The organism is Catellatospora coxensis (assembly GCF_016862635.1).
GTDB classification, from domain to species: domain Bacteria; phylum Actinomycetota; class Actinomycetes; order Mycobacteriales; family Micromonosporaceae; genus Catellatospora; species Catellatospora coxensis.
In genome coordinates, this window is the sequence record NZ_BONI01000060.1 from 41,896 (window position 1) to 61,307 (window position 19,412).

The following is a 19,412-nucleotide window of genomic DNA, read 5'->3' on the forward strand; positions in this document are numbered from 1 at the left end:
CGGCTTCGGCGACCCGGGTGGCCGGGCGGGACGTACCGTCGGGGGGAGGGGAGGTCCGCCATGTTCGTTCAGGTCATCCGCGGCCGCGTGTCCGATCCTGAGGCGGCCCGGGAGGCGTTCGACGGCTGGGTGCGGGACCTGTCGCCCGGGGCGGACGGCTGGCTCGGCACGACCGGCGGAGTCACCGCCGACGGGCGGCTGGTGGTGCTCGCCCGGTTCGCCTCGGAGGAGGCGGCCCGGGCCAACAGCAGGCGTCCCGAACAGGACCGCTGGTGGCGGCAGACCGCGCCGCTGGTGTTCGACCCGACCTTCCACGACAGCGCCGACGTGCGCGGCTACCTGGCCACCGGCTCCGACGACGCCGGGTTCGTGCAGGTCATCACCGGCCAGACCAGCGACCCGGACCGCATGATGGACAGCGTGGTACGGCTGTCGGCCAGCCTGCACCAGTTCCGCCCGGACCTGATCGGCGGCACGGTGGCGCTGCACCACGACGGCACCTTCACCGAGGCGGTGTACTTCACCTCGCTGGAGCAGGCGCGGGCCGGGGAGCAGCGACGGCTGCCGCCGGAGCTGCAGGGCGCCCTGGACCGGGCCGAGGAGCTGACGTCCATGCTGTCCTATCACGACCTGACCGAGCCCTGGCTGTTCTCGCCGCGCTGAGGGTCGCGCCCGCGCTGCCGGGCACCTACCATGGGCCGGTGATTTTCGAGCAGGATCAGCGCATCGTGTTCATCGGCGACAGCATCACCGACTGCGGCCGGCGCGACATCGCCGCCCCGTACGGCGACGGCTACATGAGCCTGGTGCAGGCGTTCGTGACCGCGGCCCGCCCCGACCTCGGGCTGAGCTGGGTCAACCGCGGCGTCAGCGGCGACACCGTGCGCGACCTGGCCGCCCGGTGGCAGACCGACGTCGTCGGCGAGCGCCCCGACTGGCTCAGCGTGAAGATCGGCATCAACGACGTCTGGCGCTTCTTCGAGAACCGGCCCGACGCCGCGGTGCCGCTCGACGAGTACACGGCCACCCTGCGTACGCTGCTGGCCACGGCGGTCGAGCGCACCGGCTGCCGGCTGATCCTCGCCGACCCGTACCTGATCGAGTCCGATCACGACGACCCCCAGTACGCGATGACCGGCGACTACGCCGCGACCGTCGCCGCGCTGGCCGAGGAGTTCGGCGCGCTGCACGTGCCCGTGCAGGCCGCGTTCGACCGGGTGCTGGCCTCGACCCGGCCCGCCGACTGGGCCCACGACCGCATCCACCCCAACCTGGCCGGGCACGCCGTCATCGCCCGCGCGTTCCTCGACGTCATCGGCTGACCCGCCCGCCGCGCCGGATGATCATCCGATTTGCCTGGCACATGGGCGAATGGCGGTCCAAGATACGCCCGACTGCCGGGCAAGTCGGATGATCGAGACGGCCCGGGGTGTGGCGGGTGGGTAGGGTGCGGGCATAGGGGCGTATGCGGTCGGGGCGCTGTCGGCGCTGGTGCAGGTCGTGGCGGCGGTCGCGGCCGGGTCGCTGCTGGGTGCGGGCTGGGCGGTGGTCGCGGGCGTGGCGGTCGCGGGCGTGGCGGTGCCGTACGGCTGGGCGGTCGGGCGGGTGCGGGCGTATCCGGCGAGCCTGCGCGGGGTGGCGCTGTTCGCGGTCGACCACAGCTGGAGCCTGGTCAACACGATCGCCGGGGCCGGATTCCTGGCCGTCAACCTCGCCCGCGGGCATCACCTGGACCCGCCGCGCTGCTGCCACCGCGGCCGGATCGACCTTCACGAGCAGGCCGTCCGGGGGTACGCCACCACGCTGGGCAACGTCATCGCCGGCGGGACCCCGGCCAACGAGCGCCACGAAGATCTGCACGTACGCCAGGCGCGCCTGCTGGGGCCGCTCTACCTGCCTCTGGTCGGGCTGAACTACGCCCTGTTCAGCGTGCTGCCGGTGTGGTGGCTCTACCACGATCACGCCGGCTACCCGATCACCGGACCGGGCCGCTACTTCACCCGCGGCGTCTACCTGCACGTCTGGCACGAGGCCTGGGCATACCGCCGCGACGTCCGGGACCGCTACGGCGACCTGCCCGTGCCCAGGCCGGGTCGCCGAGTCCGCCGCAGGGCCCGCTCCCGGCGTGGGCGCCACGATCAGGGTGACCGTGATCACTATACGACTGACAAAACTTGAAATCTGTCATCTGTCATCCCTATGGTTCTGGGCATGGCTACCGACACCATGACCACCCGCCCGCTCGGCACCTCCGGCCCGCGCGTCTCCGCGCTGGGGCTCGGCCTGATGGGCATGTCCGACCTGTACGGCCCCGCCGACGAGGCGGAGAGCGTCAACACGATCCACGCCGCCCTGGACGCCGGAATCACCCTGCTCGACACCGGTGACTTCTACGGCATGGGCCACAACGAGCTGCTGCTGCGCGACGCGCTCAAGGGCCGCGACCGGGACAACGCCGTCATCAGCGTCAAGTTCGGCGCGCTGCGCGATGCCACGGGCGGCTGGAACGGCGTCGACACCCGCCCGATCGCGATCAAGAACTTCCTCGCGTACACCCTCAAGCGCCTCGGCACCGACCACGTCGACATCTACCGCCCCGCCCGGCTCGACCCGAACGTGCCGATCGAGGAGACCGTCGGGGCGCTCGCCGACCTGGTCAAGGCCGGTTACGTCCGGCACGTCGGGCTGTCCGAGGTCGGCGCGTCGACGCTGCGCCGGGCCGCCGCCGTGCACCCCATCGCCGACCTGCAGATCGAGTACTCGCTGATCTCCCGGGGGATCGAGCGCGACATCCTGCCGACCGCCCGTGAGCTGGGCATCGGCATCACCGCGTACGGCGTGCTGTCGCGCGGCCTGCTGTCGGGCCACTGGTCCCGCGAGCGCGCCACCGCGCCCGGCGACTTCCGCGGGCACCTGCCCCGCTTCGCCGGCGACAACCTGGACCGCAACCTGGCCCTGGTCGAGGCGCTGCGCGAGGTCGGGCAGGACAAGGGCGCCAGCGTCGCGCAGATCGCCGTGGCCTGGGCGCTGGCCCAGGGCGGCGACATCGTGCCGCTGGTCGGGGCGCGCACCCGGGCGCGGCTGGAGGAGTCGCTGGGCGCGCTGCCGGTCGTGCTGACCGAGACCGACCTGGCCCGGATCGCGTCGGCGGTGCCGGCCGGAGCGGTGTCCGGGGACCGCTATGACCCGCATTCGATGTCGGCGCTCGACAGCGAGAGGTAAGGTCTGCCTCGTTATGGCAGACGCTCCGCTCACACCTGACCGGATCCTGGAAGCGGCGGAGGACGCCCTCCGCCGCTTCGGACCGGCGAAGGCCAACGTCGTCGATGTCGCGCGCGCGCTGAACGTCAGCCACGGCAGCGTGTACCGGCATTTCCCCAGCAAGGCGGCGCTGCGCGGGGCCGTGGCCGAGCGCTGGCTGGCGCGGCTGGCCGAGCCGCTGGCCGAGATCGCCGCCGAGCGCGGCCCCGCCCAGCCGCGGCTGCGCCGGTGGCTGGACGCGCTGTGCGACGCGAAGCAGAGCCGGGCGCGCGACGAGCCGGAGCTGTTCACCACGTACTACCAGCTGGCGCTGGAGGCCGACGAGGTGGTCCGGGCGCACGTCAACGCGCTGGCGGTCCAGCTCGGCGAGATCATCGCCGACGGGGTGGGCCGGGGCGACTTCACGGTCGCCGACCCGTTCCGGACGGGCCGGGCCGTGTTCGACGCCACCAGCCGCTTCCACAACCCCGCGCACCTCGCGGAGTGGAACGACCCCGAGATCAAGACCGACTTCGAGGGCGTGTGGCTGCTGATCCTCAGCGGCCTGGGGGTGCCCCGCTGATCAGCTCCTGGCCGGGCCGCGCAGCTCCCACACCCGGGTGTGCTTGACCGTCACGCTCTCCAGCGCGAACGGCGTCGGGACGTCGTACGCGGCCAGCTCGCCGAACAGCGGCTTGGGCAGGAACGCCCGGTCGGGGTCGCCGACCAGCACCCGCGCGCCGGCCTTGACCGCGCGGCGCAGGAAACCGGTCATCCGGTCGGCCATCGCCTGGCTGTAGAACACGTCCCCGGCCAGCACGACCTCGGCGTCGGCGGCGTCCCCGCCCAGGATGTCGGCCTGCTCCACGGACACCTGCACGCCGTTGGCGGCGGCGTTGAGCCCGATCGCGGCGGCCGACAGCGGGTCGATGTCCACCGCGCGCACCGAGGCGGCCCCGGTCAGCGCCGCGGCCACCGCGACCAGCCCGGAGCCCGACGCCAGGTCCAGCACCCGTTTGCCGGCCGTCGTCTCCGGGTGGTCGAACAGGTAGCGCGCCAGCGCCTGCCCGCCGGCCCAGGCGAAGGCCCAGAACGGCGGCGGCTGCTCGCTGCGGTACTCGCCCTCGGTCAGCTCCCACAGGCCGATCGGCTCGTCGGCCAGGTGCAGCTTGAGCTCGGGCAGGAAGGGCACGGGAGCGAGCGCGGCGTACGAGCGGACGAAGTCAGCGGCGGTGTCGGTCACCCTGGAAGTGTGCCGCCTGCCCGCCCCGGCCGCGTACGGCGGGGCGGGTGAGTCTGCCCACCGCGTTCACCACGCCGGCGTGATCGGCTCCTGCTCCTCGATGATGATCGGCACCGCGGTGCCGTAGCGCTTGGGCAGCTCGGCGCGGGCGCGGGCGACGTCGGCGGGCAGCACGCCCACGGTCACGCCGGTGCCGTCGTTGCCGGCCGACGTCGAGTTGATCTGGATGTTCTGCTTGCGCCAGTACGCGGAGTCGTTGATCACGCGGTCGGCCAGGGTCTGCAGGGTGGCCCTGCCGAAGGCGGCGTCACGCAGGTAGACGCATTCGTTCCCGGCCTCGCGGGTGACGAACGCGTCGAAGTCGGCCGAGGGCACCCGGTAGACGATGGCGTGCCCCTTCTCCGGCACCACCTCCAGGCCGGCGAAGTGCTCGGCGAACCGGCCCTCGCCCGCCACGCCGATCCGGCCGAGCACGTCGTCGAGGGAGGCGCTGGTCGGCCACATGGTCGACCCGGCGGTCTCGATGGGGCTGGGCGTGGGCCGGGCCAGGCCGCAGCCCGGCGTGCCGGCGCCGTCCAGGGTCGGCGGCGGGGCGGCCGCCTCGTCAGCGGCCTTTTCCTGGCCCGCGCAGCCGGTCAGGGCCGCGGCGATCAGCAGCGCGGCGAAGGCGCGGCCGGTGAATCGAAAGCTGTTCATGAATGTCTAGACGCCACGGGCGGGCCGCCGGTTGCGCCGGGGCGGGTTGCCCCGTTAGCAGGGTATGACCCGAGTGGTGATCATCGCAGCGGCGGTGCTGGCGACGGCCGTGGCGCTGCTGTCGGCGACCGAGCCCGACAACCGGCCGTGGCCCGGCAAGCCCGACCCGGCCGCCGTGGGCCTGGCCGACCCCGCCGCGCCGGGGGAGACCGCGGTGTCGCCTGCCGCGCAGACGGCCGCGCCCGCCGCGCCGTACGGGCGGTTCGCGATGCCGGGCATGGCGGCCAAGGCGGGGCAGCCGATCGCCATCCACACCGCGGACCTGCCTGCCAACGAGGCATCCGGCCTGGTGGCCAGCCGTCGGCACGCCGGGGTCTTCTACTGGCTGCGCGACGGCGGCGGCGCGACGACGCAGCGGCCGCGGGCCGCGCTGTGGACCATCCGGCTGGGCGAGGACGCCCAGTCCCATCCGGTGCGCCGCGGCGAGAACTTCCCGTTCGCGCAGGTCTTCGAGGCGCCGAACGCCGACTGGGAGGACGTCGTCATCGACGACGACGACAACCTTTGGATCGGCGACATCGGGGCCAACGACTGCGTGAGCAGGCAGTACCTCTACCGCACGCTGGAGCCCGACCCGGACACCGACGACCCGTTCATGGTGACCGCGAAGTATCCGCTGGCCTTCCCCGATCCGGCCCCCGGCTGCAAGACCCGCAACGCCGAGGCGATGCTCTGGCTCGACGGGGAGCTCTACCTGTTCGCCAAGACCGCCAACTCCCCGGTGTACCGGGCGGTGCTGCCGGCCGAGCGCAACACGCCGGTCACCCTGCTGCCGGTGGCGAAGTTCGACTACAACGTCAACAAGATCTCGGTCAGCACGGTCTCCGACGACCGCACCCGGCTGACCCTGGCCGGCCACGCGCGGTACTGGGTGTTCGCGGCCGACCCGGAGCTGACCGGCGACGAGTTCCTGCGCAAGGCGATGAGCGGCAAACCCGTGCACACCGCCACGTTCGAGTCGGCGGCGGGCAACGCCTCCGTCGAGGGCGGCAGCTACGTGCCCGGCACGCACGACCTGCTGTTCGTCGCCGAGAACAAGGAGATCTTCCTGGTCCCCGACGGTTCCGTGCCCACCCGCACGCGCCGGTGACGCGGCGAGGCCGTGCCCCGGGGCACGGCCTCGCGCGGGCTGCGATGGCAGGTCAGCAGCCGCAGGTGTAGTACAGGATGTCCCAGTGGTTGCCCTCGTCGGTGTAGAGGTTGCCCGCGCCGGAGCGGTACTGGTAGCCCCAGCCGGAGATGTAGCCGACGTAGGTGAAGTTGTTCTTGATGTAGTTGCCGATGCAGGTGTACTTGCTGATGTCGAGCTTGTAGCCGTTCCAGTGGCTGTACGTGCCGGAGGAGTGTCCGGCCTCGGTGCCCGCGGTGATGTTGATGGCGCAGCCGCTGGCGCTCTTCAGCGTCTTGATACCGGTGATCGTCACCTGGCGGACGTTGGTGAACGAGGTGCACGTGGAGTTGTTGCGGTCGCTGCAGTTGCCGCTGGACGACCAGGTGATCCCGGCGGCGCGCAGCTGGGCGGCGGCCTCGGAGTGGGTCAGGTAGGTCGCGGCGTGCGCGGGGCTGGCGAAGGCCAGCACGGACGCGATGACACCGGCCGCGACCACGGCGAGGGCCCGGGGTACGAAGCGGGACATGGGGGTGCTCCTGGGGTGTTGGAGGTAAATGCCGTCCGCTGCGCAGCGATGGGAAGATTTTTACCACACATAGAAGAGTGACGCTAGACGGCGAAGTGTCACGCGACCCGTCGTGATCCGGTGTGGACGGCGACACCCGCGCTCGTCCGATCGGGCCATTCACCTAGCAGCCTAGGACGGCCCGGCGGTGGTGTCGGCTGCCACCGGCGACGTCAGGCGGAGCGCACCGTCGGCCGCTTCGCGGCGGCACCGCGGGAGGCGGGGGGCTCAGGCGGTCCTCGCCCGCATGGCCCGGTCGAGGTCGCGCATCCGGGCGGTGACCAGGTCGACGACGACGCGGCTGGCGGGGGAGAGCTCGCCCTCGCGGTGCACCACGGCGAACGTCTCGTACATCGCCGGGCGCAGCGGGGCCCAGCCCAGCCCGGCGGGCAGCCGGTCGCCGAGGCCGTGCAGCACGCCGCGCCAGGTGACGGTGTCGGCCAGCCCGCGGGCCGCGATCTCCAGCGCCGTCTCGGTGTCCTCGACCTCGATCCGGGGGCGCAGCGGGTGGCCGGTGCGCTGCACCGCCTGGGCGAGCTGGCGGCGGGTGGTGTCGGTCTCGCGCCAGCTCGCGTCGGGCAGCACCAGCTGGGCCGCGGCCAGGTCGGCGGGGGTGATCCGGGTGTGCAGCCGGGCCGGGTCGGCGCTGACGTACACCAGCTCGTCGCGCAGCACGGGGGTGACGACCATGTTCTCGTCCTCGACCGGCAGCGCGATCACCGCCGCTTCGAGGCGGCCCTTGCGCAGGTGCTCCAGGACCTCGGCCGAGTTCTGCCCGACCAGCTCGACCCGCACGCCGGGGTGCCGTTGCAGCACGTCGGCGACGAGGTCGGCGGTGAGGTAGAACCGGGCGGTGCGGAACAGCCCGAAGCGCACCGTGCCGGTGAGCAGCTCGCGCACCGAGGCGACGGCCCGGCCCGCCTCGGCGACGGCGGCCAGCGCGGCGGAGGCGTGCGGCTGCAGGGCGCGGGCCGCCTCGGTCGGCACCAGGCCGCGCCCGACCCGCCGGAACAGTGTCGTGTCGAGCTGCTGCTCCAGCAGCCGGACCTGCTCGGAGATCGACGGCTGGGCGTAGCCGAGCGCGCCCGCGGCGGCGGTGAACGACCCGTGCTCCAGGGTGGCGAGGAAGCAGCGGAGCTGATGCAGCGACAGCAAGGTTCGGCCTCGCCTGATCTATAGGAAATTCCTTCGGACAACGCTGGAAACCAAGGCTACCTCGATGGCTGGATTCGACCTACCGTTCTGTTCCATGACCACCACCGTCTCCGCGCCCGCCCCCGTGAGCACGCCGCGCGCCCGTTCGGCCCGCCGTGGCGCCGTCCTGGTGCTCGTCTCCGCGACCGGGTTCGGCATGTCGGCGGTGTTCGCCAAGCAGGCGTACGCGGCCGGGTTCAACGTGCCGACGATGCTGTCCGGCCGGTTCGTGCTCGCCGCCGTGCTGCTGTGGGCCGTGGTGGCGTGGCGGCGCGCGCCGCTGCCCCGGGGGCGGGCCCTGGCGGTCTGCGTCGGGCTGGGCGCGCTCGGCTACGCGCTGCAGGCGGGCCTCTACTTCGGGGCGCTGGCGCAGATCGACGCCTCGCTGACCGCGCTGCTGCTGTACGCGTACCCCGCGCTGGTGACCGTGCTCGCGATCGCGCTGCGCCGCGAGCGCCCGGACCGCCGCCGGCTGGCCGCGCTGGGCTGCTCGGCCGTGGGCATGCTGCTGATGCTCGGCGCGGGCGGGGTCGGCGGCTCGGCCGCCACCGGGGGAGTGCTGCTGGCGCTGGGCGCCGCGGTGGCGTACGCCCTCTATCTGACCGTCTCCGCCGGGTTGCCCGCCGGCCTGGACATCTTCGCGGTGACCGCGGTCGTGTGCACGTCCGCCGCGGTCAGCATGGTGGTCGCGGGCCTGGCCACCGGCAGCCTGCACGCGCCGGGGCAGGCGTCGGGCTGGCTGTGGATCGGGCTGCTGGCCGTGGTGTCCACCGTCGTGCCGATCGCGGGAATGTTCGTCGGGGTACGCGACGTCGGCGCGTCCGCCGCGGCGATCCTGTCCTGCGCCGAGCCCGCCGTCACGGTCGCCACCACCGCCCTGGTCTACGGCGAGCGCCTCACTCCGGTGCAGGCCGCGGGGGGTCTGGCGGTGCTGGCGTCGGTCGCCGTGCTCCAGCTGCGCCGCCGGTCGGCGGCCACGGCCGCCGTGGCGGTATCCTGCGACGTCCCCTCGCCGACCGCCGGAGATGAGCACGTTCGTGAGACGCCTCGCCCCCCTCGCCGTCGTGGCGGCGCTGCTCGCTGGGGGCTGCGGTCCCTCCGCCCCGGCGGCGTGGGTTCCCGCCCCGTCGGCTCCGGCCGCCCCGTCCGCGTCGACCGCCCCGTCACCCGCGGCGGTGCTCACCCCGGCGCAGAAGTTGACCGCGGTCCTCGTCACCGACGAGGTGCTGGCGGCTGAGCTGACCGAGTCCGGCACGGACCTGGAGCGGGCGTACGACGGTGAGCGCGCGCCGGGTTTCCCGGCCGGCACCGTCACCGCCTGCGGGACCCGGCCGGTGTCCGCGGCCAAGGACGCCAAGCAGGTCAAGGCGCACGTGCGGGCCTGGGTCGTCAACGGCACGGTGCTCACGCAGGAGGTGCACGTGCTGCCCCGGCAGCGGGCCGAGGACGTGGTCGCCAAGGCGGCGAGCATGCTGAAGGGCTGTGCGAGCTACACCGACCACGGCGACAGCTACCGCCGCACGGCGAGTAACAAGATCAAGCTTCCTGTCGCGGTGAAGGGGGCCGCCGCCTGCTTCGCGGTCTCCGGGTCGGTCAACTGCTACGCCTACCTGGGCCGCGGCGGGGTGGTGACCACGGTGTCGAGCATGGGCCCGGACCAGCGGACCGCCGAGTGGTGGCTGGAGCGGATCATGACGGCTGCCGACCACCGGCTGGAATCGCTGCCCGCCTGATCCGCCGGCAGACGCACGACGGCCCCGACCACCCGCAGGTGGCCGGGGCCGCGGCGTTAACAAGGTGCCCTTCTACAACGCAGAGCGATGTGAAGGTGCCCTTCCTTTGCCTTAGACCAGGAAGTTGGCGAAGGCCCAGGGTTCGGTGTCGTCGCCGGTCTTCGGGCGGAAGTTGGCGAACGGCTCGTAGTAGGAGCTGCGGGGGGTCCAGTCGGTGTGGACCGACGGGACCGGGCCCAGGTAGGGGTTGGCGACGTCGAGGACGGCCTCGGGGTCGAGGTCGTCGGGGACGCACAGGCCCCGGTTCGGGTTGTTGACCATCCAGTAGACCGCGCCCAGGACGGAGGCGGCGACCTGCAGGGTGGTGGCGTTCTGGTGCGGGACCAGGGCACGCGACTCGTCGATGCCGAGCTGCGAGCCGACCCACCAGCCGTTGAGCTCGTGGCCGAGCAGGAGGACGCCGAGCTCGTCGATGCCGCTGATGATCTCGTCGTTCATGATGCGCTGGTCGGTCTGCAGCGTGTAGCCGTTCATCTGGCACTCGTGCAGGCTGTTCAGCGCGGCGTCCGAGGGCTGGTACGCGTAGTGCACGGTGGGGCGGTAGACCGCCTTGCCGTCCTCCCACACGGTCAGGTGGTCGCTGATGGTGAACGCCTCGCCGTGGCGCACGACCATGCCGATGATGGGGCCGCCGAGCGGCACCCAGGAGCGGACCTTGGTGGTGATGCCGGTCTGGGCGAGGCAGATCTGGTTCTGCGGACCCGACTCGTGGGTGTACGCGTTGTCGGGCAGCGTGGGCTCGTGGGTGCCCCAGCCCATCTCGGCGGGCGCGATGCCCTCCTCGTAGAAGCCCTCGACGGACCAGGTGTTGACGAACTCGCCGACCTGCTTGGGCTTGTCGCTGACCTGGGTGTCGCGCTCGGAGATGTGGATGACCTTGGTGCCGGTGAGCATGCCCAGGGCCGCGAAGTCGCGGTTGGACAGGGCCTCCTCGAGCTTGACCTTGCGGTCGGCGTCCAGCGGCTTGGTCAGGCGCTCGGGCTCCTTGAGCATCGCGGTGGCGATGTCCATCAGGGCGATCTTGGCCCAGTGGCTGACCAGGCCGGGGTTCGCGCCGTGCTCGACGATGGCCGTCGGGCCGTCGGACTTCCAGCCCTTGGCCCGCTCGCGCAGCTTCATGTGCCGGGCGTACAGCGTCCGGGACTGCGGGGTGGCGTTGAGCTGGTCGGCGTACGGGTCCCACTCCTCGACGGAGGTGTCGACGTAGAGGGTGCCGTGGCGCTGGCACCAGTCGATGATGACGCCGGTGTCGATGTTCCACGCCAGGTTGATCAGGACGTCGCCCTCGCCGACGTACTCGGCGAGCTTGGTCTCGATGTTCTCCGGGGTGATGCGCTCACGCACGTAGGTCGCGCCGGCGGCGGTGACCTCCGCGGCGGTGTGGGCGAGGTCCTCGAAGTCCATCACGGTCAGGCGCGTGAAGTCCATGTCGACGTGGCGCAGCAGCAGGGGCTGCAGGCACTGCGACACCGAGCCGCTGCCGAGCAGGAGGATGCGGCCGCTGAAGGCCAGCTTGGGGATCGTCGTCACGCGCTGTCTCCGATACAAAACGTTGCTAAAGGTGCAAAGCCGTTGAAACCAACGGAAGAATACGTGGTGGTGTAGGCGCCGGTGCCGAGGATGTCGACGTAGTCGCCGGGCTCCAGGTCCAGCGGCAGCCGGTAGGGCGCCTTCTCGTAGAGGATGTCGACGCTGTCGCAGGTCGGCCCGGCGAGCACGACCGGGCCGGTCGGCTCCCCGTCGCGGGAGGTGACCAGGCGGTACTGGATCGCCTCGCCCTCCGTCTCGGCCAGCCCGCCGAAGCGCCCGATGTCCAGGTAGACCCATCGGTGGTCGTCGTCGTAGGACTTCTGGGACACGAGCACGACCTGTGCCCGCAGCACTCCCGTGTCGGCCGCGATGAAGCGGCCCGGTTCGATCGCCAGCGTCGGCCGGTACGGGCCGAAGTGCCGCTCGACCGCCGAGTTGATCGCCTCGGCGTACGCCTCGATCGGCTCGACCGGCACCTGGTATCCCGTGGGGAAGCCGCCGCCGCAGTTGAGCAGCGTCAGGTGGATGCCGTGCCCGGCCACCTCGCGGAAGACCTGGGCGGCCTGCGCGATGCTGGGATCCCAGCGGGTGGGGTCGAGCTGCTGCGAGCCGACGTGGAACGACACCCCGATCGGTCGCAGGCCGAGTTCTCGGGCCTGGACCAGCAGCGACACCGCCATGTCCGGGGAGCACCCGAACTTGCGGCTCAACGGCCACTGCGCACCCGCGCTGCCGGCCAGCAGGCGGCAGAACACCGCGGAGCCGGGGGCGTTCTCGGCGAGTTTGCGCAGCTCGGCTTCGCTGTCGAAGACGAACATGCGGACACCGCGATCGTAGGCGTAGCGGATGTCCGCGGCCTTCTTGATCGTGTTGCCGTACGACAGTCTGCTCGGATCGGCGCCTTCGGAGAGGCAGAGATCGATCTCGGCGGGGCTCGCCACGTCGAACGAGGAGCCGAGCTGGGCGAGTCGCCTGATCAGCTTCGGCTGGGGATTGGCCTTCACCGCGTAGAAGACGGTCGTCTCGCGGAAGGCGTCGGTCAGGCGGCGGAACTGCTGCGCCGCGACCTTCAGATCAATGACCAGGTAGGGAGTCTCGCGCTGGTCGGAGTCGAGGAAGTCCTGGATCTCGCGGTTTCCTGCCGCGATCATGGTGACCAGGGTCTTGCCGTTGGTCATCGCCATCGTCTCGCTAATCCTCCAGTGAAAATGGTGAATGCGGCCCGTGTGGTTGCCGACGGTGGAGTCTAGGGCCAAACGGTGAACGGATCGCCCTCGGGATGCCGCGACGCACTGTGTTCATGCTCATACCCCGAGTGGGTGACGATCGGTCCGGGACGTGTTCCGGGCCCCACCCGCGCCGCCGAACAGCGCAGGTGGGGCCCGGTTGATCGACCAGGGTCAGGAAACCGTGATCTTGACGTCGTCGACGCCGGCCTCGACGAGGCTCGCCGTGGAGGCGTCCGCGGCGGAGATCAGGATCCGCACCGACTGGCCGGCGTACGCCGAGATGTTCCAGGTGCCCGACGCCCACGAGCCGTTGCGGTTGCTGGCCGCGCCGGCCTGGGTGAACAGCGTCGCCGTGCCGCCGCTGTGCACGATGGACACCCGGAAGTAGTCGGCGCTGGACGAGTTCGAGCCGTGCGCCAGGTACCAGTTCAGCGACAGGTTGATCGTGCCGCTGGCCGGCAGGGTCACCGCCGGGGAGCGTACGCTGCTCACGCCGCCGTCGAGGTCGTAGTCACCCGCGGCGGCGCCCGCCAGCCGCCCGGTGACCAGGTCGTTGGTCCCGGAGACGGTGGTGCCGAGCTGCTTGGCGCCGCTGGAGTTGGTGTCGGCCGGGTCGCCGCGCTCCCAGGCGCCGGTGGTGGCGGTGTCGGTGGCGCTCGGGTTGGTCGTCCAGCCGGTGGCCGTCTCGAACGTGTCGGTCCACACCGTGGTGGCCGGGGTGCCGGTGGCCAGCGTCCACAGGGCGTACGCGGCGGCGTCGCCGGCCCGGTTCAGGATCGTGTCGTTGATGTTCGACGGGTACGTGTCGCACGACGCGTGGTAGCAGGGGTCGTAGTCCCCGGTGTTGCCGCCCCACTTGGTGACCTGCGCCGACGTCTTGTTCGCGCTCGCGCCGGCCGCCACGCCCGAGGTCTGGATGCCGACCGCGTTGAACGACGCGTCGTCGGAGCGGCCCGCGCCCTCGACGTTCTCCTCCGGGTTCAGGCCCGGGAAGTTCGTGTCGTAGTACGCCTTCAGGACCTGCCCGATGCTGGAGGTGATCCGGTTGATGAAGTAGCCGCCGTTGGTCGAGCCGACCATGTCGAAGTTGAAGTAGCCCTTGATCTTGGTGCGCTCGGCGGAGGGCAGGCTGTTGGCGTAGAACTCCGAGCCGTTGAGGCCCTGCTCCTCGTCGGTCCAGAAGCCGAACCGGACGTGGTTGAGCATCGACGGGTTGGTCGCCGCCAGGGTCAGCGCGATCTCCAGCACGGTCGAGGAGCCCGACGCGTTGTCGTTGATGCCGGGGCCCGCCGCGACGCCGTCCAGGTGCGCGCCGAACATGTAGACGTTGTTGGCGTCGCCGCCCGGCCAGTCCGCGATCACGTTCGGGCCGGCCCCGCTGGTGCAGCCGGAGGTGCAGTTCTGCTTGACCACGGAGAAGCCCGCCGCGACCAGCTTGTTGTACACGTAGTTCACCGACGCCGTGTAACCCGCGGTGTTCGAGCGGCGGTTGCCGCCGTTGCTGGTGGCGATGGTCTGGAACTGCTGCAGGTGCGCCTTCACGTTGGTCAGCGAGATGTCCGGCGCGGCCAGGGCGAGTGCCGCGGCCCGCGCGGCGACGGGCGCCGGGGCGGCGGTGGCGGCCGTGGGCGCGGCCAGCGCGGTGCCCGCCAGGGCGAGCGCGAGCAGGGCGCGTGTTGCTGCGTAGGGTCGCAAGGCCTGACTCCTCAGGGGATCACGGGGTGTGCCGGGGGTTACCGGCAGGCGCAGACTAGCCATCGAAATGATTAATGCGAATAGATGGACGTAGTGGTTAATCGTTCCGTGACCTGCGCTCCGCGCCGGACTTAACGAACGTTCGGTTGCGCTGGACCGCGCATGATCGTCATGGCGGAGGAGCGTGCGATGGCCGAGCCGGTCCTGACCTACCGGGGCGCGGTGTACCCGTGGCACTGCGACCACATGGGGCACGTGAACGTCATGTGGTACGTCGGCAAGTTCGACGAGGCGACCTGGAACCTGTTCAGCACGCTGGGCCTCACGCCGGACTACCTCCGGTCGGCCGCGCGCGGCATGGCAGCAGTGGAGCAGCACATCGTGTACCAACGCGAAGTCTTCGCCGGCGACACGGTCACCGTGCACTCTGAGCTGCTGGAAGTTCGCGAGAAGGTGATCCGGTTCCGGCATGCGCCGCCTGAGCGCCGTTCCGCCTTATATCGACGTTGGCCTATCACGTCGAGTCTGATCTCAGATTTTTCGATCAGATAGGCCGGCGTCTATCAAGTCGCGGGGTGGGCGAGGACACGGCGACGGCCGGTCAGCCCGGCCAGCGGGTGCGGGCGTCGGCGACGACGTCGGCGACCAGCCGCAGGCAGGCCACGCCGTCGGTGGCGGTGAACGGCTCGTCGCCGCCGGCCCGCGAGCGTACGACCCGCTCGCACAGCTCCGACCACTGCGGCAGCACCTCGGCGGTGTGCCGCGCCCCGCCCGTCTTCGTGGTCACCTCGCCCGTGGCCAGCGTGTGATGCAGCCGGCCCGGCCCGGTCACCGCCCACAGCACCGGGTCCGGCGGGATCGCCAGGTCCGGTGGCAGCGCCGCGAACTGCGGGGTGGCCTGCTCGGCGAAGCGGGCCCAGTAGCCGGACAGGTTGTCCAGCAGCCACCGGCGCAGCACGTCCTCGTCGAGCGCCACCTCGGGCCGCTCGCCCAGGATCGGCAGGCCGTGGCGGGCCACTTCGAGCCAGGTCACCGGGTTGAGCTGCCCACCGGCCTTCGCCGGCTGGAAGTCGCCGGCCAGGATCTGCGGCGCGGTGTCGCCGTCGGCCGGGGGAGCGGCCAGCTGCGCGCGGGTCAGGTAGATGCCGTCGTAATCCGGGCCGGGCATCTCGTCGGGCAGCGACAGGTGGACCTTGCCCAGCGCGGCCAGCTCGGCCGAGGTCGGCTCCCGGTCCATCACGGCCACGAAGTCGATGTCGCTGCGCCCCGGCCAGTAGTCGCCCAGCGGCACCGACCCGGTGACGAACAACCCCGTCACCAGCCCCCGCACCCGCTCGTCGAGCGCCCGCACATGCGCCGCCGTCACCCACAGTTCCTCAAGCACCCGCCGAGTATGCCCGTCGCAGCCCGACCGCGCCCGGACCACCATGATCGTCCGACTTGCCTGGCACTCGTGCGTATCTTGCAGGCCCCATCCCACAGGTGCCAGGCAAGTCGAGTGACCTTGGTGCGGTCGGCGACCGTGCTCACGTCCGGGGTGGGCGCATCTTCGACGGCGACGCCAGGGCGGACACCAGGGGACGCACGGCGGGCGGCGCGGACGGGTGGGGGTGACGGGAGCGGTGCGGCCGCCTACGCTGTCGCGATGGCAGACGACGAGCGTCGATCGGTGCGCCGGTTCTCCCGGCTGCTCAGCCCGGCCGGGCTGGTGCTGGCGGGCCTGCTGTTCCTGGCCCCGTTCCTGACCGTGTCCTGCGACGCCCCCGGCGGTTACGGCCGGGCCGCGCCGGGCGGCACGACCACGTACACCGGCTGGGATCTGGCCACCGGCAGCACCCCCGACGTCACCGCGGACAAGCTGCTGCCGCCCGAGCAGCGGCGCAGCGACGTGCTCGCCCCGCAGCCCCTGGCCGGAACGGTGCTGGTGGTGCTGGTCGTCGGCGTACTCGTCGCGATCGGCGTCGGGCGGGCGCGTACGCGCCGGGGCGTGGTCGCCGCGCTGGCCGCCATCGCGGCGCTGTTCCTGCTGGTCAACCAGGCCACCGTGCGGGTGCTGGTGGAGGAGCGGCTGCGCGAGCAGCTCACCGGGCCGCTGCCGGCCGGCAAGGAGATCGGCGACTTCGTACACGACCAGGGCGGCTTCGGCTTCGCGCTGCTGGCACTCGTGCTGGTGGCGCTGGGCAACCTGGCCGGCTGGGTGCGGCTGCTCCGTGCCCCCGGTGACGCGGCGGTCGCGCCGCCCGCATCGGCCGATGCCGGGGCGACCGTGCCGGGCGGGTCCGCCCCGACGGCGCCGCTGCCGGAGGCATGACCGCGCGCAGCCCTGCGCGACGGGGCGCTCCCGGGCCGCCGGCGCCCGAACGGGGCGGGCGGCCTGCGCCGCAGCTCGCCGGTGCGGGCCGATCGCGAGGGCTAACGCTCGTTCAGTTCATGCGGCAGGATGTGGGGATGGCCGCCACCCACGAGGTCTTCAACCAGGCACCGCCACTGGCCGGGCACGACGTCGCCGCCGACCCGGCGCTGCTGGCCGCGACGGCCCGCGAGGGCGCGGCCTGGCACCTCGACGACCTGCGCCGGCTCGGCCGGCTCGCGGGCGCCGAGCAGACCCAGCGCTGGGGCGACGAGGCCAACCGGCACACCCCGGTGCTGCGCACCCACGACCGGTACGGCAACCGCGTCGACGAGGTCGACTTCCACCCGTCGTGGCACGAGCTGATGCGCGTCGCGGTCGGCGAAGGGCTCGCCGGGGCCGCGTGGGCCGACCCGCGGCCCGGCGCGCACGTCGCCCGCGCCGCCGGGCTGCTGGTGTGGAGCGTCGTCGAGCAGGGCCACACCTGCCCGATCTCGATGACGTACGCCGCCGTGCCCGCGCTGCGCCACCAGCCCGACCTCGCCGCGCGCTTCGAACCGCTGCTGACCGGCCGGGTGTACGACCCGGGCCTGCGCGCGCCGGAGGGCAAGGCCGGGCTGCTCGCCGGCATGGGCATGACCGAGAAGCAGGGCGGCTCGGACGTACGCGCCAACACCACCACCGCCACCCCGGCCGCCGACGGCGCCTGGCTGCTGCGCGGACACAAATGGTTCACCAGCGCGCCCATGAACGACCTGTTCCTCGTGCTGGCCCAGGCCCCCGGCGGCCTGTCGTGCTTCCTGGTGCCGCGCGTGCTGCCCGACGGGACCCGCAACACGTTCCGCATCCAGCGGCTCAAGGACAAGCTCGGCAACCGCAGCAACGCCAGCGGCGAACCCGAGTTCGACGGCACCGTCGCCTGGCTCGTCGGCGAGCAGGGCCGCGGCGTGGCCGTCATCATCGAGATGGTGTCGCTGACCCGGCTCGACTCCGGCCTCGGCTCGGCCGCCGGCATGCGGGCCGCGCTCATGCAGGCCGTGCACCACGCCCGGCACCGGCACGCGTTCGGCGGCCCGCTGCTGGGCAAACCGCTGATGCGCAACGTGCTGGCCGACCTGTCGATCGAGTCCGAGGCCGCCACGACGCTGGTGCTGCGGGTGGCGGGCGCGGTCGACCGGGCCGCCCGCGGCGACCGCGGCGAGCAGGAGTTCGCCCGGCTGGCCACCGCGCTGGCCAAGTACTGGGTGTGCAAGCGGCAGCCGGCGATGGTCGCCGAGGCCCTGGAATGCCTGGGCGGCAACGGCTACACCGAGGACTCCGGCATGCCGCGGCTGTATCGCGAGGCGCCGCTGAACGGGATCTGGGAGGGCTCCGGCAACGTCAACGCCCTCGACGTGCTGCGGGCGCTGGCCCGGGAACCGCAGAGCCTCGCCGCGTACGAGCAGGAGGTCGCGGCCGGGCTGGGCGGCGACGCCCGGCTCGACCAGGCCTGGCAGGAGCTGCGCAAGGAGCTCGCCGACACCGCCGACGCCGAGCTGCGGGCCCGGCGCACCGTGGAGCGCATGGCGCTGGTGCTGCAGGGCTCGCTGCTGGTCCGGCACGCGCCCGCCGCGGTCGCGGACGCGTTCTGCGCCTCGCGGCTCGCCGGCGACCGGGGGTTGGCCTTCGGCACCCTGCCGGCCGGCCTCGACCTCGCCGCGATCCTGGAACGGGTGCCGCCTGTCTGATCACGACACCGGTCAGGCGGCCCCGGCGAACAGCGCCACGACACCGCCGATGACCGTGGCCCAGTGTGCCGCCAGCAGCGGCGCGGTCAGCATGACCTCCCCGTCCGCGGTGTTGTAGACACCCCGGTTGCCCTGCGGCAGCCGGGCGCGGTCCTCGGCGGGCAGGGCGAACTCGGCGAACAGCGCCTCCGCGCGGCGGCGGTGCGTCTCGACCTCCGAACGGACCACCATCACCACCGCGACGCCCAGCCCGCCGATCAGCGCCAGGATCACGCCCGCCAGGGCGCTCGCGCCGTCGGCGGCCGACGAGAGCCGCGTCGGTTCGGCGGCCTCGGCGACCAGCAGCAGCCCGCACAGCACCACCGCCGCGGCCAGGCAGGTGGCGCTCCAGGTCACGGCGAGGCGCAGGCGGTGGCGGATCTGCTCCCGCTCCTCCTGCCACAGGCGCAGGCACAGCTCGTACTCCACGGCGGGGCGCTCCTTCATCGGTCGGTGACCGGTCACGGTAACGCCTCGCCCGCCTGCCCGCTGCCCGCTGCGACGCGGCAGCCGGTCAGGACGCGACGCCGACCGTGGTGGCGGTGGTCAGGCCGAACATGCCGAACATCATCCCGGCCATCAGGCACCAGACCACGAAGAACGCCAGGAACAGGCCGGTCAGCACCCAGCCGACGATGACCCCGGCGTTGGCCAGTTCGATGCCGCGCTCGCCGGAGGCCGCGATCTGCTGCTTGGCCTTGTTGCCGAAGTAGATGCCCAGCGGGGGCAGGACGAAGATGCCCAGCGCCAGCGACAGGATCGCGTAGGTGTTGTACGGGGGCTGGGGTGGGTAGTAGCCGTACGGGTACGGCGGTTGCTGCGGTGGCGGAACCTTCGCCGGCTGCTCGTCGCTCATGGGGCCCTCCTCGGTGTCTGCCCGCAGGCTAGGCCATACACGCCACCGGCCGTCGTGCTGCCACGACGGCCGGTGGGCGTTAAG

At 72.2% G+C, this 19,412-nt stretch carries 21 protein-coding genes; 11 read left to right on the forward strand and 10 right to left on the reverse strand.

The window, feature by feature from the left end; all coding sequences use genetic code 11:
- The first annotated feature begins 60 nt into the window (after positions 1-60).
- The 5 genes from Cco03nite_RS29470 to Cco03nite_RS29490 all read left to right on the forward strand — a co-directional run bounded on the left by Cco03nite_RS29470 (position 61) and on the right by Cco03nite_RS29490 (position 3,823).
- Positions 61-663 carry a hypothetical protein gene (locus Cco03nite_RS29470; protein ID WP_203695944.1) on the forward strand — a complete coding sequence of 201 codons (603 nt, stop codon included), beginning with the start codon at positions 61-63 and terminating at the stop codon, positions 661-663.
- A gap of 38 nt (positions 664-701) precedes the next feature.
- Positions 702-1,322 carry an SGNH/GDSL hydrolase family protein gene (locus tag Cco03nite_RS29475; protein ID WP_203695950.1) on the forward strand — a complete coding sequence of 207 codons (621 nt, stop codon included), beginning with the start codon at positions 702-704 and terminating at the stop codon, positions 1,320-1,322.
- 178 nt (positions 1,323-1,500) lie between these two features.
- The gene (locus tag Cco03nite_RS29480; protein ID WP_203695952.1) at positions 1,501-2,178 is read left to right on the forward strand and encodes a glycine zipper family protein; all 678 of its coding nucleotides are present in this window, start codon (positions 1,501-1,503) and stop codon (positions 2,176-2,178) included.
- 33 nt (positions 2,179-2,211) lie between these two features.
- Positions 2,212-3,222: an aldo/keto reductase gene (locus Cco03nite_RS29485; protein ID WP_239167761.1), complete on the forward strand. Its 1,011-nt coding sequence runs from the start codon at positions 2,212-2,214 to the stop codon at positions 3,220-3,222.
- A 13-nt stretch (positions 3,223-3,235) separates the two neighbouring features.
- Positions 3,236-3,823: a TetR/AcrR family transcriptional regulator gene (locus Cco03nite_RS29490; protein WP_203695954.1), complete on the forward strand. Its 588-nt coding sequence runs from the start codon at positions 3,236-3,238 to the stop codon at positions 3,821-3,823.
- On the opposite strand, the gene Cco03nite_RS29495 is transcribed toward Cco03nite_RS29490, so the two are convergent.
- Entirely contained in the window at positions 3,824-4,483 is a 660-nt protein-coding gene (locus tag Cco03nite_RS29495) for a class I SAM-dependent methyltransferase (RefSeq protein ID WP_203695956.1), read from the reverse strand.
- Between the two features lie 66 nt (positions 4,484-4,549).
- Entirely contained in the window at positions 4,550-5,179 is a 630-nt protein-coding gene (locus Cco03nite_RS29500) for a hypothetical protein (RefSeq protein WP_203695958.1), read from the reverse strand.
- 76 nt (positions 5,180-5,255) lie between these two features.
- On the opposite strand from Cco03nite_RS29500, the gene Cco03nite_RS29505 reads away from it, so the two are divergent.
- Positions 5,256-6,329, forward strand: coding sequence for a hypothetical protein (locus Cco03nite_RS29505; protein WP_203695960.1), 1,074 nt, complete (start codon positions 5,256-5,258; stop codon positions 6,327-6,329).
- A gap of 52 nt (positions 6,330-6,381) precedes the next feature.
- On the opposite strand, the gene Cco03nite_RS29510 is transcribed toward Cco03nite_RS29505, so the two are convergent.
- Both Cco03nite_RS29510 and Cco03nite_RS29515 read right to left on the reverse strand, forming a co-directional pair.
- Positions 6,382-6,876 (reverse strand): hypothetical protein, encoded by a 495-nt coding sequence (locus Cco03nite_RS29510; RefSeq protein ID WP_203695962.1) that lies wholly within the window; start codon positions 6,874-6,876, stop codon positions 6,382-6,384.
- Positions 6,877-7,143: 267 nt separating this feature from the next.
- On the reverse strand, positions 7,144-8,070 hold the full coding sequence (locus Cco03nite_RS29515) for a LysR family transcriptional regulator (protein ID WP_203695964.1): 927 nt from the start codon (positions 8,068-8,070) through the stop codon (positions 7,144-7,146).
- Between the two features lie 94 nt (positions 8,071-8,164).
- On the opposite strand from Cco03nite_RS29515, the gene Cco03nite_RS29520 reads away from it, so the two are divergent.
- A complete protein-coding gene (locus Cco03nite_RS29520) occupies positions 8,165-9,346 on the forward strand; it encodes a DMT family transporter (protein ID WP_203695966.1) in 1,182 nt (393 codons plus the stop codon).
- Positions 9,306-9,842: a hypothetical protein gene (locus tag Cco03nite_RS29525; protein WP_203695967.1), complete on the forward strand. Its 537-nt coding sequence runs from the start codon at positions 9,306-9,308 to the stop codon at positions 9,840-9,842. Before Cco03nite_RS29520 ends, Cco03nite_RS29525 begins: the two co-directional genes overlap by 41 nt.
- 111 nt (positions 9,843-9,953) lie before the next feature.
- On the opposite strand, the gene Cco03nite_RS29530 is transcribed toward Cco03nite_RS29525, so the two are convergent.
- From Cco03nite_RS29530 to Cco03nite_RS29540, 3 genes are all read right to left on the reverse strand, one after another.
- A complete protein-coding gene (locus tag Cco03nite_RS29530) occupies positions 9,954-11,432 on the reverse strand; it encodes a saccharopine dehydrogenase NADP-binding domain-containing protein (RefSeq protein WP_203695969.1) in 1,479 nt (492 codons plus the stop codon).
- A complete protein-coding gene (locus Cco03nite_RS29535) occupies positions 11,429-12,616 on the reverse strand; it encodes a type III PLP-dependent enzyme (protein ID WP_239167762.1) in 1,188 nt (395 codons plus the stop codon). Before Cco03nite_RS29535 ends, Cco03nite_RS29530 begins: the two co-directional genes overlap by 4 nt.
- Before the next feature lie 216 nt (positions 12,617-12,832).
- Positions 12,833-14,371, reverse strand: a complete 1,539-nt coding sequence (locus Cco03nite_RS29540; RefSeq protein WP_373314356.1) for a M28 family peptidase — start codon at positions 14,369-14,371, stop codon at positions 12,833-12,835.
- Positions 14,372-14,518: 147 nt separating this feature from the next.
- Between Cco03nite_RS29540 and Cco03nite_RS29545 the strand changes: the two genes are divergently transcribed.
- A complete protein-coding gene (locus Cco03nite_RS29545; protein ID WP_203695972.1) occupies positions 14,519-14,908 on the forward strand; it encodes an acyl-CoA thioesterase in 390 nt (129 codons plus the stop codon).
- Between the two features lie 49 nt (positions 14,909-14,957).
- Here the strand turns inward: Cco03nite_RS29545 and Cco03nite_RS29550 are convergent, their stop codons facing one another.
- Positions 14,958-15,740 (reverse strand): nucleotidyltransferase domain-containing protein, encoded by a 783-nt coding sequence (locus Cco03nite_RS29550; RefSeq protein WP_203695974.1) that lies wholly within the window; start codon positions 15,738-15,740, stop codon positions 14,958-14,960.
- A 261-nt stretch (positions 15,741-16,001) separates the two neighbouring features.
- On the opposite strand from Cco03nite_RS29550, the gene Cco03nite_RS29555 reads away from it, so the two are divergent.
- Both Cco03nite_RS29555 and Cco03nite_RS29560 read left to right on the forward strand, forming a co-directional pair.
- On the forward strand, positions 16,002-16,667 hold the full coding sequence (locus Cco03nite_RS29555; protein WP_203695976.1) for a hypothetical protein: 666 nt from the start codon (positions 16,002-16,004) through the stop codon (positions 16,665-16,667).
- A 137-nt stretch (positions 16,668-16,804) separates the two neighbouring features.
- Positions 16,805-18,433 carry an acyl-CoA dehydrogenase family protein gene (locus Cco03nite_RS29560; protein WP_203695977.1) on the forward strand — a complete coding sequence of 543 codons (1,629 nt, stop codon included), beginning with the start codon at positions 16,805-16,807 and terminating at the stop codon, positions 18,431-18,433.
- A gap of 12 nt (positions 18,434-18,445) precedes the next feature.
- Here Cco03nite_RS29560 and Cco03nite_RS29565 read toward each other — a convergent pair whose 3' ends face one another.
- The gene (locus Cco03nite_RS29565) at positions 18,446-18,937 is read right to left on the reverse strand and encodes a hypothetical protein (protein WP_203695979.1); all 492 of its coding nucleotides are present in this window, start codon (positions 18,935-18,937) and stop codon (positions 18,446-18,448) included.
- A 49-nt stretch (positions 18,938-18,986) separates the two neighbouring features.
- A complete protein-coding gene (locus Cco03nite_RS29570; RefSeq protein WP_203695981.1) occupies positions 18,987-19,328 on the reverse strand; it encodes a DUF4190 domain-containing protein in 342 nt (113 codons plus the stop codon).
- Between the last annotated feature and the right edge of the window lie 84 nt (positions 19,329-19,412).

What these genes read in the sequence shown, in the direction of transcription:
- Cco03nite_RS29470 (WP_203695944.1), top strand. Translation starts at nt 61, where the DNA reads ATGTTCGTTCAGGTCATCCGCGGCCGCGTGTCCGATCCTGAGGCGGCC.
- Cco03nite_RS29485 (WP_239167761.1), top strand. Translation starts at nt 2,212, where the DNA reads ATGGCTACCGACACCATGACCACCCGCCCGCTCGGCACCTCCGGCCCG.
- Cco03nite_RS29490 (WP_203695954.1), top strand. Translation starts at nt 3,236, where the DNA reads ATGGCAGACGCTCCGCTCACACCTGACCGGATCCTGGAAGCGGCGGAG.
- Cco03nite_RS29500 (WP_203695958.1), bottom strand. Translation starts at nt 5,179, where the DNA reads ATGAACAGCTTTCGATTCACCGGCCGCGCCTTCGCCGCGCTGCTGATC.
- Cco03nite_RS29510 (WP_203695962.1), bottom strand. Translation starts at nt 6,876, where the DNA reads ATGTCCCGCTTCGTACCCCGGGCCCTCGCCGTGGTCGCGGCCGGTGTC.
- Cco03nite_RS29520 (WP_203695966.1), top strand. Translation starts at nt 8,165, where the DNA reads ATGACCACCACCGTCTCCGCGCCCGCCCCCGTGAGCACGCCGCGCGCC.
- Cco03nite_RS29535 (WP_239167762.1), bottom strand. Translation starts at nt 12,616, where the DNA reads ATGGCGATGACCAACGGCAAGACCCTGGTCACCATGATCGCGGCAGGA.
- Cco03nite_RS29545 (WP_203695972.1), top strand. Translation starts at nt 14,519, where the DNA reads ATGATCGTCATGGCGGAGGAGCGTGCGATGGCCGAGCCGGTCCTGACC.
- Cco03nite_RS29555 (WP_203695976.1), top strand. Translation starts at nt 16,002, where the DNA reads ATGGCAGACGACGAGCGTCGATCGGTGCGCCGGTTCTCCCGGCTGCTC.
- Cco03nite_RS29560 (WP_203695977.1), top strand. Translation starts at nt 16,805, where the DNA reads ATGGCCGCCACCCACGAGGTCTTCAACCAGGCACCGCCACTGGCCGGG.
- Cco03nite_RS29570 (WP_203695981.1), bottom strand. Translation starts at nt 19,328, where the DNA reads ATGAGCGACGAGCAGCCGGCGAAGGTTCCGCCACCGCAGCAACCGCCG.